Origin of the sequence: Pseudomonas sp. LS_2 (assembly GCF_042709235.1) — a bacterium.
Lineage (GTDB): Bacteria > Pseudomonadota > Gammaproteobacteria > Pseudomonadales > Pseudomonadaceae > Aquipseudomonas.
In genome coordinates, this window is sequence record NZ_JAVAYC010000009.1 from 1 (window position 1) to 12,241 (window position 12,241).

Annotated in this window: 13 protein-coding genes; 5 read left to right on the forward strand and 8 right to left on the reverse strand. The window is 62.0% G+C overall.

Going from position 1 to position 12,241, the window contains the following annotated elements; all coding sequences use genetic code 11:
• Window positions 1-34: 34 nt before the first annotated feature.
• The 8 genes from RAC97_RS10320 to RAC97_RS10355 form a co-directional block, all read right to left on the reverse strand.
• On the reverse strand, window positions 35-292 hold the full coding sequence (locus tag RAC97_RS10320; RefSeq protein WP_375100215.1) for a hypothetical protein: 258 nt from the start codon (window positions 290-292) through the stop codon (window positions 35-37).
• Between the two features lie 87 nt (window positions 293-379).
• Complete coding sequence (locus RAC97_RS10325) at window positions 380-1,357, reverse strand: LysR family transcriptional regulator (protein ID WP_375100214.1); 978 nt, start codon at window positions 1,355-1,357, stop codon at window positions 380-382.
• A gap of 259 nt (window positions 1,358-1,616) precedes the next feature.
• Window positions 1,617-5,219: an ATP-binding protein gene (locus RAC97_RS10330; RefSeq protein WP_375100213.1), complete on the reverse strand. Its 3,603-nt coding sequence runs from the start codon at window positions 5,217-5,219 to the stop codon at window positions 1,617-1,619.
• Between the two features lie 8 nt (window positions 5,220-5,227).
• Window positions 5,228-5,848: a response regulator gene (locus RAC97_RS10335; RefSeq protein ID WP_375100212.1), complete on the reverse strand. Its 621-nt coding sequence runs from the start codon at window positions 5,846-5,848 to the stop codon at window positions 5,228-5,230.
• Window positions 5,849-6,130: 282 nt separating this feature from the next.
• Window positions 6,131-7,462, reverse strand: a complete 1,332-nt coding sequence (locus RAC97_RS10340; RefSeq protein ID WP_375100223.1) for a deoxyguanosinetriphosphate triphosphohydrolase — start codon at window positions 7,460-7,462, stop codon at window positions 6,131-6,133.
• Window positions 7,463-7,537: 75 nt separating this feature from the next.
• Entirely contained in the window at window positions 7,538-7,867 is a 330-nt protein-coding gene (locus RAC97_RS10345) for a hypothetical protein (protein WP_375100211.1), read from the reverse strand.
• Window positions 7,864-8,232 carry a phage holin family protein gene (locus tag RAC97_RS10350; RefSeq protein WP_375100210.1) on the reverse strand — a complete coding sequence of 123 codons (369 nt, stop codon included), beginning with the start codon at window positions 8,230-8,232 and terminating at the stop codon, window positions 7,864-7,866. The genes RAC97_RS10345 and RAC97_RS10350 overlap by 4 nt, the downstream gene beginning before the upstream one ends.
• 8 nt (window positions 8,233-8,240) lie before the next feature.
• Window positions 8,241-8,555, reverse strand: coding sequence for a YqjD family protein (locus RAC97_RS10355; RefSeq protein ID WP_375100209.1), 315 nt, complete (start codon window positions 8,553-8,555; stop codon window positions 8,241-8,243).
• 300 nt (window positions 8,556-8,855) lie between these two features.
• On the opposite strand from RAC97_RS10355, the gene RAC97_RS10360 reads away from it, so the two are divergent.
• The 5 genes from RAC97_RS10360 to RAC97_RS10380 all read left to right on the forward strand — a co-directional run bounded on the left by RAC97_RS10360 (window position 8,856) and on the right by RAC97_RS10380 (window position 12,197).
• A complete protein-coding gene (locus tag RAC97_RS10360; protein WP_375100208.1) occupies window positions 8,856-10,064 on the forward strand; it encodes an ammonium transporter in 1,209 nt (402 codons plus the stop codon).
• A gap of 60 nt (window positions 10,065-10,124) precedes the next feature.
• A complete protein-coding gene (locus RAC97_RS10365; RefSeq protein ID WP_375100207.1) occupies window positions 10,125-10,361 on the forward strand; it encodes a glutaredoxin family protein in 237 nt (78 codons plus the stop codon).
• Between the two features lie 103 nt (window positions 10,362-10,464).
• Window positions 10,465-10,896, forward strand: a complete 432-nt coding sequence (locus RAC97_RS10370) for a D-Ala-D-Ala carboxypeptidase family metallohydrolase (protein ID WP_375100206.1) — start codon at window positions 10,465-10,467, stop codon at window positions 10,894-10,896.
• 58 nt (window positions 10,897-10,954) lie between these two features.
• Window positions 10,955-11,263, forward strand: a complete 309-nt coding sequence (locus tag RAC97_RS10375; RefSeq protein WP_375100205.1) for a transcriptional regulator — start codon at window positions 10,955-10,957, stop codon at window positions 11,261-11,263.
• A 49-nt stretch (window positions 11,264-11,312) separates the two neighbouring features.
• Window positions 11,313-12,197 (forward strand): pseudouridine synthase, encoded by an 885-nt coding sequence (locus tag RAC97_RS10380; protein ID WP_375100204.1) that lies wholly within the window; start codon window positions 11,313-11,315, stop codon window positions 12,195-12,197.
• The last annotated feature ends 44 nt before the right edge of the window (window positions 12,198-12,241 follow it).

The window sequence follows — 12,241 nt, forward strand, 5'->3', positions numbered from 1 at the left end:
CGGCTTGTGCCGGGCTTTGAGGTTGAAAGGTGTTTCAGGCGATGCGCCCGCGTTCGGCAAGGCGGTCGGCACCCCCCTCGGCAATGCGTTGGCCTGCAGGCGTACGTTCGAAGCCACCTTCGGCGACGCGCTGGCCGATACTGGTGCGTCCGGAGCCATCTTCGACAAGCAGGCGCTTTTGGGCGTTTTCAGCTTCTGCCGTGGTCGCTGGCAGTTGTTGGTAGGCAGCGAAGCTGGTGGCACTGCTGGCGATGAGGGCAACGGCGACGATCAGCGAGGAAAGGCTTTTCATGACGATGACTCCGAATGTGTCCAGTAGGGGCAGTGATGGGTGTCCGTCTCTGCATGGGTTCAGACTACGGCCTGCCCCCGCTGGGCGTTATTCGATAAGTGCCGCCTTTTTGCCTGATTCTGTCGGCGTGCAATGGCTGGTGTTTTGCGCATGGACAAGCACCGATGGGTTTTCCCGCTCGGTGCGCAGGAAGGCGATCAGTACCCTCAGCTTGGCAGGTACTCGGCGCCTGTCGGGGTAGTAGAGCTGCAGTGGCGGGAATGCCGGGCACCAGTCCTCCAGCAGCATTACCAGGTGGCTATCGTCGGCCAAGGGGGGCGTGTCCGCGCCTATGACGTAGGCGATGCCCAAGCCATCCCGTGCCGCACTCACCAGGATCTGCGAGTCGTTGAGTACCAGGCGCCCCTTGACGTTCAAGTCATGGCGCTCATCGGCGCGGGCGAACGACCAGCGCTCGATCTGCCCGCTACTTTCATTACGCAGGGTCAGGCAGTCGTGGCTCAGCAGGTCGCGAGGATGCTGCGGGGCTGCGTGACGTGCCAGGTATTCGGGTGAAGCAACGACCTGGGCCCTGAGTGCAGGCCCTACGGCGAGCGCGACCATGTCTTTTTCCACTGCGTCACCGAAGCGAATGCCGGCGTCGCAACCTTGGCTGACGATATCAACCAAGCCATTCTCGACACGGATTTCCAGGTTGATCTGCGGGTACGCCCGCATGAATCGCCGCAGGATCGGCTGCAACACGATCCGGTAGCCGGCACGCGGCACGCTCAGGCGCAGCAGGCCGGTCGGCAGTTCGGCCTCGCGGCCGAGTTCCTCCGAGGCGCTGGTCAGTTGCGCCAAGGCCGGTTGCACCCGAGCCAGGAAGCGCTGGCCGATCTCGGTGAGGCTGACACTGCGGGTAGTGCGGTTGAACAGGACCATACCCAGTCGTTGTTCAAGGTTGCGGATGCTTTGGCTGACGGCCGAGGGTGAGACGCCGAGGCGAACGGCGGCGGTAGAGAAGCCTTTTTCTTCGGCGACGGCGATGAAGGTAATCAGCCCATCGAGGTGGTCTTGTCGCATGAGCAAATCTCCAGCACCGGGGAGAGGAGAAGATCTATTTCATACCCAAATCTACTGGCCACGCTGTAGGAAAATGTTACCTCAATTTGCAGGGCTTTAATGGGCTCGTTTGTTGGGAAATCGCTGACCATTTGTTAGAAAAATTCACTTAACCATCAAAAATCAGTTGGATTTTCACAGCAGTCCAAGCGCCCATGGGTGGGTAGCGCCAGCGCTTAGCCTTGGCCCGGGCGTTGCTGGCGTCTGAAAGGGCGATCGCTCAGTCGGCTTGAAGTTCGCGAGCCAATGCCTTCTCCAGCCGACGCATGTGCCGTGCGAGTGCTTGGCGGTGGCGCTTGAGCTGCGGTACGGGTAGCTCGCTTTGCTCCAGTACTTCGCAGGCCAGCATCAGCTCCTTGGCTTCCAGTATGCGTGCCACGCTGAGGATCTTGTGCGCCTGTGCGGCCAAGGCTTCGGCCTGGGTCGTCGGGTCCAGCGCCATCAGCTCGGCCAGGTCCTCTTGCAGGCTCAGGTGCAGTGCCACAAGCATTCGCCGACGGTCCTTGGGGTCGTTGCCAACGATGGCGCCCAGGCCCTCTGAATGGAACAGCTTGCTCGACGGTTGCCGATGAGCGCTGGGTACAACACGCGCCAGGTGCTGGCCGAGCGTATTCAGGCTGATGGGCTTGAGCAGGCAACCGTCCATGCCGGCGTCAAGGCATCGCTGCATTACTTCCGGCTGGGCATTGGCGGTGTAGCCCAGGATGGTGCAGGGTGCCTTGCCGAGCCGATGTTCCTCGGCGCGCACGGTTTCAGCCAACTGGTACCCGTTCATGCGGGGCATGTTGCAGTCCAGGATCAGCACATCGAAGGCACCGTCGTGCCACTTGCGCAGGCCTTCGTGGCCATCGCGGGCCTTGTCGTGGGGCAGGCCGAGGTAGCTGAGTTGCTGAGCCATCAGCAGCAGGTTGGCGGGGTGGTCGTCGATGACCAGTACCTTCAGGTTCAGGTCCGGCAATGCGATGTGCTCGGCCTTGACGTCGACGGGCGGGGTGATGTTCACGCATTGCAGCGGCATTGTCAGGCTCACCTGGGTCCCCACGCCCTGAAGGCTCTTGAGCTGTAGATCCCCGCCCATCATTTCGCACAGGGTGCGACTGATGGCCAGGCCAAGGCCGGTGCCGGCACGGGCACCTTCGCTATGCGGGTTGGCCTGGGCGAAAGGGGTGAACAGCCGCGGCAGGTCGTCGTCGTGAATGCCGATGCCACTGTCGCACACTTCCAGGTCGAGGCTTGGCAAGCCGCTTGGGCCGGGGGGGTGGACCTTTGCGCTGATGCGTACCTGCCCCTGCTCGGTAAACTTGATGGCATTGCTGAGCAGGTTGGACAACACCTGTTTGAAGCGCAGCGGGTCGAGCAGGGCCTGGCAATGCGCTGATGGCTCGACTGCGACCTCCAGCGCCAGGCCCTTCTGCCGTGCCTGGCCGTCGAACACTCGGCGCACGGTCTCGATCAGGCTGGAGATGTCGACGGGTTCGGGGACCAGTGACAGGTGACCGGATTCGATTCTGACGATGTCGAGGATGTCGCCGATCAGGCCGAGCAGGTCCTTAGCCGAGTGATAGGCGACATCGATGGCGGCGCGATCCAACTGCCCCTGATCGGCTCGTCGCAGGGCGAGTTCCAACATGCCGATCACGGCGTTCATGGGGGTACGGATTTCATGGCTGATGGTCGCCAGGAAGGTACTTTTGGCTCGGTTGGCGTCGTCCGCCTGCTGCTTGGCAGCGCGCAGGTCCTGGATCAGTACGCGTCGCTCGCTGATGTCGATCCAGCCACCGATGATGCCCTGCACCTCTCCCAGGGAGTCGCGGTAGGGCAGGATCCAGTGGTAGATGGTCAGTTCCCGGTCTTTCAGGCGTAATGGCCGGTCGACGATCAATGGGGTGCCTGCGGCCATGACCTGCAGGTAGTCGGTGTGGATCTGTTGGGTGTAGTCACAATTGCCCAGCAGGCTCTCTTGCAGGCGTTTGCCCATGACCTCCTCGGCGCTTGCATCGACAGCCTCCAGGTAACTGTCGTTGCAACTTTGCAGGCGCCCGTCCCGGTCACGTACATAAATGGGGTGGGGCGTGCCGTTGAGCAATGCACGCATGAACTCGAGCTGGTCGTTCAGTGCCCGTTCGGCGCGCTGGCGGTGGCGGATCTGGCGTCGCAGGTAGGCGTTCCAGACCATCGCCAGCGCCAGCAATAGTGCAATGCCCAGCACCAGGCGCACGACCAGGCGTTGGTAGTCACGCCACTGGCTGCCATCGTGCAGCGTGTCGCCCCGCCAGCGATTGTTGATGGCGCCAAGCTCCTCCGGCGAGATGCTCAGCAGTGCCTTGTCGAGAATCGAGGCCAGCTCTGGTAATCGCCGGGTGCTGGCGATGGAGAATGAGGCGGGTTCTGCTCCGACCGTACTGCGGATCCGCAGATCGTTGTTGACGGCCAGGGCATGGTTGGCGTCAATCAAGGTGGTGATCACGGCGTCGACCGCGCCGCTTTTGAGCAGGGCCACCGAATAGAAAGTGCTGTCGGTTTCCACCTGCCCTATCTGAGGGTGGACACGGCTCAGTTCGTTGGCGATGCCACTGTTGCGACTGACGGCCACACGGCGACCCTGTAGCGCCTGCAGGGAGGTGAGTTGTCCATCTGCGGCGCGCGTCATGAGTACGTAAGGGCTTTCCAGGTAGGGGTGGCTGCTGTTGATGTCGGCGTCGAGATAATCTTCGGTCGGGAGTGCAGCGATCAGGTCGGCGCGACCGTCCTTGAGCTGCTCCAGCATGTCTTGGGTACCGCTGGCGCGCTGGATTTCGAAGACCAGGCCGGTGCGCAGGCGGACCAGCTCCAGCAGGTCGGCGGCGACCCCCCGAAAGTGACTGGCACTGTCGAAGAACGACAATGGGGCCGCGGTGTCGCTGACGGCCACGCGCATCGTGGGGTTTTCTCGCAGCCACTGTTTTTCCTGGCTGGACAATTGCAGCTTGCTGTCGCCAAGCAGAACGTCCCCACCTGCGCTCCAGCGTTTGAAGATGCTCGTGTCGATGCCGCTCGGCTGGCTTTGCAGCGCCTCGTTGACCAGTTCCATCAATGCGATGTCCTGGCGGCGCATGGCGAATCCGAAGCCGACCGCTTCCTGTTTACCGAAGTTGGCCATGCGCAAGCGAGGCAAGTGGCTGCGGTTGAGCTGGAAGTGCGTGGAAATGGCATCGCCGATAAACACGTCGGCCTGGCCAAAGGCCACGGCGTTCAGCGCCAGGCTCGTGGAGTCGAACCTGAGCAGGTCGGCCTGAGGGTAGCTGGCGAGCACGTCATCGGCTGGCAGATAGTGGTAGAGCATGCTGAGGCGCAACCCTGCAAGACCGTGCTCCAGCGGGCGACTTTCGTCTTCTCGGGTCACCAGTACCGGGCGGTTGATCGCATAAGGCTGTGATAGCAGAAGGTCGGCGACCGCGGCCTCGTAGCCGTTGGCACTGCCCAGCAGGTCGATGTGCCCGGCCTTGAGCGCCTCGATGGCCGACTTGCGGTTGGGGAAACGCAGGACACGCACGGGTAACCCCAGGGACTTACCTACCACGTTGGCGTACTCGGCCGTGAGCCCTTGGTACTCATGGCCGCTGGTGATGTCGAAGGGCGGATTGTCCGGCGCCGAGGTGCCAAGGGTCAGCTGCTGCTTGCCGTGGAGCCACGAGCGGTGGCTTGGCGCTGGAACGAGGGTATTCACGGGTGCGCTCGAGCGCACCAGCAGGTTGTAGGGCTTGGCGTCGGCAAGCGCTGCCTGTCCGCCGTGCGCCGACAGGGTGATGAGTGAACACAACAGGGCAGGGAAATACCCTTTCATGACCTTCTTCATACCAATGCGTTGCGCTTGGCCACTTCGATCAGGTCCACGAGGCTGGCGGCACGCAACTTCTGCATCAGGCGTTTCTTGTAGGTGCTGACGGTTTTATTGCTGAGAAACATGCCTTCGGCAATGTCCTTGTTGCTACGGCCTTGTGCGAAGAGTTGCAATACCATCAGCTCTCTATCGTTGACCAGTCGGAAAAGTTCCAAGTCCTGGGTTGCAAGTTCTTGGGATGATTTGATTGCCTCGCTAGGGAAATAGTTGTACCCCGAGAGGACCGCCCTGATGGCACTGAGCAACTCGTTCAAGTCTTCCTGCTTGCAGACGTAACCTGAGGCGCCTGAGTGCATGCAGCGAACGGCGAAGATAGCGGGGGATTGCGCAGTCAATACCAGCACTTTCATTGGCATGGACATGGCCTGGAGTCGCGATAGCACTTCCAGGCCATCGAGCTTGGGAATGCTGATGTCGAGGATCACCAGGTCCGGCCGGGTCTCGCGAACCATCTGCATGGCGTCGACGCCATTGTCCGACTCACCGACGATCTTGTAGTTCTGGTTTTCCAATAGCATGCGAACAGCGAGACGAATAACGGGATGGTCATCGACGATAAATACTGAGTGCATATAAAACTTCCCTGCTGCAGGACTCGGTGGCAGGTGCACCTTATCGCAGATAAAAGTCGCCGGGCACGGAAGGTTGGAGTGTTAGTGCTATATGGGAAAATACCTACAGCAAAAAGCCACAGTGGCTACAATTTATTTCGCTTGCGAGAAATGTCAATTCTGACTTGTGTAACTATTTATTCTTATTTTTACTAATTTGTCTGTTTTTTGGCTGTGGTGTAGGAAGTTTCTCTCGGAGCAGGCGCGGTGACGTCGAGGTGGTTTTACGTCACCGCGCGTGAGTCAGGTCGGACTGGAACGTCCAGTCATCTCGCTGGCCATTTCACTGGCATAGCTGTCGGTCATGCCGGCGATGAAATCGATCATGCGCAGGAACGCGTTGTGTAGCGAGCCATGTGGATCGGGAGCGTGGTTGCCGATCAGGTCCAGGACGCGTTGGCTCTTGAATGAAGGCGTGCGCCCTCCATGCTGCTCCAGTGCAGCGCCACAGAAGGCGTCGAGGAGGATTTCCAGGGTGGTGTAGGCACCAATTTCGTGCAGGGTCTTGCGTTTGTCCTGGAAAATCTTCTTGCGCGCGATGTCCTTGGCTTGCAACACGCAATGCTTGGCCGGGCCATGCATGTGCTCCACCAGGTCGCCCGCCAGATGGCCGGCCAGCAACGCCTGCTGCTGTTCGACAAAGGCCTGGGCTGCGGCGTTGGTCAGGTGCTCGATGGCCTTGCCACGCAGGATCGCCAGCTTGCGTCGACGTGAATCGCCGGGGCCGAGTTGGCGGTAGGTTTCCGGAAGGTCGTCGCCGACCAGGTCAAGCAGCAAGGCTTCGACTTCGGCATATTGCAGCAGGTCCATTTCCAGGCCGTCTTCGAGGTCGATCAATGCATAGCAGATGTCGTCGGCCGCCTCCATCAGGTACACCAGCGGGTGGCGTGCCCAGCGTTGCGCCTCCAGTTGTGGCAGGCCCAGCTTGCGAGCGATCTGCTCGAGCAGCGCCAGCTCGCTCTGGTAGCAGCCGAACTTGTGCTTCTTGTAGCCCAGCGCGTCGGCATGGCGCGCGCTCCAGGGGTACTTCAGGTAGGTGCCGAGGGTGGCGTAGGTCAGCCGGGTACCGCCATCGAACTGGTGGTATTCGAGCTGCGTCAGCACTCGGAAGCCCTGGGCATTGCCTTCGAAATTGAGGAAGTCGGCGCGTTCGTCGTCATGCATGTCGTCCAGCCAGCCCCGGCCGGCAGCCTGCTGGAACCAGTAGCGAATGGCATCCTCGCCGGAGTGGCCGAAGGGTGGGTTGCCGATATCGTGGGCCAGGCAGGCCGACTGCACGATCATCCCCAGGTCGCTGGGCTCGCACCAGTCCGGCAGGCTCGAGCGCAGGGTCTCGCCGACGCGCATGCCAAGCGAGCGGCCCACGCAACTGACTTCCAGGGAATGGGTCAGACGGGTATGGATATGATCGTTGCTGGATACCGGGTGGACTTGGGTCTTGCGCCCCAGGCGGCGGAAGGCGCCGGAGAAGATGATGCGGTCGTGGTCTTTGTGGAAGGGGCTGCGGCCCATTTCTTCGGTGCTGTACAGGGCTTTGCCCAGGCGTTCGCGGGTCAGCAGGGTGTGCCAGTCCAAGGCTCTTTCTCCCATCAGGTGGTCGTCATAGCTTCACCGCTTCGGGCGCACCCGCGCAAGCGCCGGGCACCCCCTTCAAGGGCGTCGGCCACTCTTCAGGAACAGACGGACCAGCGGTGCAAGGCTGCTACCCAGGCGCAGCAGACGCGCCAGGTTACCGCTACGCACCCCCTTGCCGGTGAGAAAGCCCGCCGCGACCACTGCACCCAGCCCCCATAGCGGCGCATGCTTGATGCCCAGGCCGGCCTGCAGCGAGGCGCCGGCCCCCCTCAAACGCTTCACCGGTTCGAGCAACTGCGCGGTTTCATGGCGGATTTGCTGGCGATGCATTTCCAGGCGCAGGCGTAGCAAGGCTTTGCGCAGCTCCCGCGGGTTCCGGGTATTTGGCAGTTCAGGCAAATTCATGGCAGTAGGCGCTCCCGGTCCTTGGCCAGCTCTTCGAGGGTGGCGCTGAACGGCGATGATTCGTCGAACACCGCCGCCTTCAGGCGCAATCCGCAATACAGCGCAGCAATGCCGTAGAACACACACAGGCCGATGATACCGGCCAGCCGGTAGCTATCCCACAGCAACACCAGCAGCAGCCCGGACAATGCCGTCAGCAGCAGCAGGGCGAATACCAGGCCGAGCCCGGCGAACAGGAGCAAGCGCAGGGTCCGGCCTTTCTGCTCCTGCAACTCGATACCGAACAGTTCGATATGGCTGTGCAGCATGCCAAGCACGGCTGCACCCAGGCGTTTGCCCGAAGCGCCGATGGCGTCGTTTTCCATGGGTTACCTCAGCGCCGGTTGGCCAGCAGGCCGATCAGCAGGCCTACACCAGCGGCAATGCCGATGGCCTGCCAGGGGTTCGCCTGGACGTACTGTTCGGCGCTGCCCAGTGCCGCCTCGCCGCGTTCGCGCACAGATTCCTGGGTCAGTTGCAGGGTTTCGCGCGCCTGCACCAAGCGGTCGTGGATCTGGCCGCGCAGCTCATCAGCCTGGTCTCCGGCCAGGTTGGCGGTGTCGGCGAGCAGCTTTTCGGTATCACGGACAAGGGCCTGGAAGTCAGCCATCAATATCTCTTGTGCAGTCTTTGCCGATTTGCTGGCCATGGGTCTCTCCCTGTGAATGTGTGTGGCTATTTCGAGTGACGTGGGTAGCGGAAGGTTCAGTACAAGGCCGCTGGTACGGCGCTTGCTATGTAGCGGGGCGTGGATGCCGGTGGCTGCGCCATTATCGAGCGCAACTGCGGCGTACACCGCTAAACCTTAACCCAATCCACGACAAACCCAAGAAAAAACGCTCACCGCCAGCCCCGTTCAGCTAGACCGGGCGGCAGGTAAGCACCGAACAGGTGCGTGAGTACTGCTTTTTGAACTGTCCTGGTGCACTTCAGCAGGTCTGCCGATTCCATGGAAAACACGCAAAGCGCGATGGACGCTCTCGTCCACGGTTCCAACACGTTGTTCATCCTCATGGGGGCCATTCTGGTCCTGGCCATGCACGCCGGCTTCGCCTTCCTGGAAGTCGGTACCGTACGGCACAAGAACCAGGTCAATGCCCTGTGCAAGATCCTCAGCGATTTTGCAGTTTCGGCCCTGGTGTATTTCTTCATCGGTTACTGGATCGCCTATGGCGTGAGCTTTCTCGAGCCTGCCGCCGTGTTGGCCGCCGACCATGGCTATGCCCTGGTCAAGTGCTTCTTCCTGCTGACCTTTGCAGCAGCGATTCCGGCCATCATCTCCGGTGGCATCGCCGAGCGTGCACGGTTCGCGCCACAGCTGTGCGCCACGGCGTTGATCGTCGCCTTTGTCTACCCCTTCTTCGAGGGCTTGGTGTGGAACGGCAATTTCGGCGCGCAAGCCTGGCTGGAGGCGCGTTTTGGCGCGCCGTTCCATGACTTCGCAGGCTCCGTGGTGGTGCATGCCATGGGTGGCTGGCTGGCCTTTGCGGCGGTGCTGCTGCTGGGCGAGCGCCGTGGGCGTTACCGCGATGGACGCCTGGTGGCGTTCGCGCCGTCGAGCATTCCGTTCCTGGCGCTGGGCTCGTGGATCCTGATCATCGGTTGGTTCGGCTTCAACGTCATGAGTGCCCAGACCCTCCAGGGCGTCAGTGGCCTGGTGGCGATCAACTCGCTGATGGCGATGGTCGGCGGTACCCTGGCGGCGTTACTGGCCGGGCGCAACGACCCAGGCTTCCTGCATAACGGCCCGCTGGCCGGGCTGGTGGCGATTTGCGCAGGTTCCGACCTGATGCACCCCGTCGGCGCGCTGGTGACCGGGCTGGTGGCCGGGGCGCTGTTCGTCTGGTGTTTCACTGCCGCGCAGAACCGCTGGAAAATCGACGATGTGCTGGGTGTCTGGCCACTGCATGGGCTGTGTGGTGTCTGGGGGGGCATTGCCTGTGGCATTTTCGGCCAGGTAGCGTTCGGCGGGCTGGGTGGAGTCAGCCTGGCCAGCCAGCTCATTGGCAGCCTGGCAGGCGTGGTGCTGGCGCTGGCAGGCGGCTTTGCCGTCTATGGCCTGGTCAAGGCCCTGCATGGCTTGCGCCTGAGCCACGAACAGGAGTTCCAGGGCGCCGACCTTGCGGTACACCGCATCGGCTCCACCAGCCAGGATTGAACCCGGCAGCCCTGGCATTGGCTAGAATGAGCATCTCTGTCGATCATCCGGAGCTGTCGCATGCTGCCTGAATGCCAATTGTTCGGCACCCTGGGGTGCCACCTGTGCGAGGTGGCCGAAGGGGTGCTGATGCCGTTCGTGGAGCGCGGCCTGCTGGTGGAATTGGTCGATATCGCCGAGAGCGAGGTGTTGTTCGAACGCTACAGCTTGAGTATCCCGGTGCTGAGGCGTTGCGACAGCGGCGCCGAACTGGCCTGGCCATTCGAGGCAGACCAGGTGGTGGCGTTCCTGCAGTAGGCACGCCGGGGGGCCTTCCCTCAGCCACCTGCCCGCCGTGGGCGTGAAGATGCAAGCCGGTCGCGCCGACCGCAAGCTTGCAGCTACCACGGAGAACGCCCCGATGTATCTCACTCCCCATTTCACCCTCCAAGAGCTCACCCTCTCGCAGGTCGCCGCGCGCGACGGCTTGCTCAATACACCCGCGCCTGATGTCCAGGCCAACCTGAAGTTACTGTGCCTGGTGCTGGAGCAGGTGCGTGAACTGGTGGCGGCGCCGATCATCATCAGCAGCGGCTTTCGCTGTGCCGAACTGAACCGGCGGGTCGGTGGCGCAGTCGATAGCGCCCATGTACGAGGATTGGCAGCTGACTTCAGCTCGCCAGCCTGCAGCCCCAGGGAGTTGGCCGAGCGTATCCGCGATAGCGAGCTGGTGTTCGACCAACTGATTCTCGAGTTCGACCAATGGGTGCACCTCGCCGTGACCCCCGACACCCCCAGGCGCGAAGTATTGACCGTTCGTCGTGGTACGGGCTACCTGCCCGGTATTCGCTGATTGACGCGTCACCGGTCCTGTTCGTATGCTGTATAAAGATACAGTATTGAGGTCAGCGATGCTCAACGTCGAGCAATTGAAATACAGCATCAACCGAATGCCACCTGAGCGTGTGCTTGATGCTGTTCTGGAGCTACGCCTGGAAGGGCTGGTCACCGACGACCGTACGCCCTTCGGCAAGGTGCATTTCAACACCTGCTTCGCAGAAATCGAAGCCCTGTTCCAGCGTGCGGGGTTTCATCGCCCGCTGGACGTGGTGGGTTACCAAGGGGCGCTGTATGCCTTGTACGACCCTGGCCGTTGGGAGCCCGTGCAGGTGCTGCGTTGGCTCAAGGCACGCTGCGAGCAAGGCCGCGAAGCTGGTTGAGCCGAGCCGCATCGGGGATAATGCCCGGCCGCCGATCTCCGAGCCCGCCATGAACAGACCTTTCGACCCCGCGCAGCAACAAGCCAGCACCGTGTGCCTGCCGCCAGGCAATTGGGCGACGGTGCTCGATTGCCTGTGCGACCACTTCAAGGGCGTTGGGCGCGAGCAATGGCTGGATCGCTTCGACCGTGGGCGAGTACTCGATGCCCAAGGCCAACCGATCGCTGCCCAGCTGCGTTATCGACCCGGCATGCGCTTGCATTACTTTCGTGAAGTGCCGAACGAAAAACCGATTCCGGTGCAAGAGTCGGTTCTCTACAGTGACGAGCACTTGGTGGTGGCGGACAAACCCCATTTCCTGCCGGTCACGCCCACCGGCGAGTACGTCGAGCAAACACTGTTGCGGCGTTTGATCCGTAGCCAGGGCAACCCTCACCTGGTGCCTCTGCACCGCATCGACCGGCACACCGCGGGGCTGGTGCTGTTCTCGGCCAACCCGCAGACGCGTGGCGCCTACCAGCGGCTGTTCCCCGAGCGGCGCATCGACAAGCAATACCAGGCCATCGCCGCTGCCCTTGCGCAGCATGCCTTTCCACGGGTACACAAGAGCCGCCTGGAACATGGCGAGCCGTTCTTTCGCATGCGTGAGGTCGAAGGTGCGCCCAATACCGAGACGTTGGCCGAAGTGCTGGAGAAAAACGGTGAGCTGTGGCGCTACGGTTTGTCGCCGGTGACCGGCAAGACCCACCAGTTGCGGGTGCACATGGCGGCGCTGGGCGCGGCTATCTGCAACGACCCGTTCTACCCGGTGCTGCGCAATGAACAGGACGACCTGCAACGACCGCTCAAGCTGTTGGCCCGGAGCCTGCGCTTCAACGACCCGCTGAGCGGAGAGGAACGTTACTTCGAAAGTCGGCTGAGCCTGGACTGGTAGCCTGAGGGATGAGCATAGCGGGGTGAGCCAACGGCTCGCCCCGC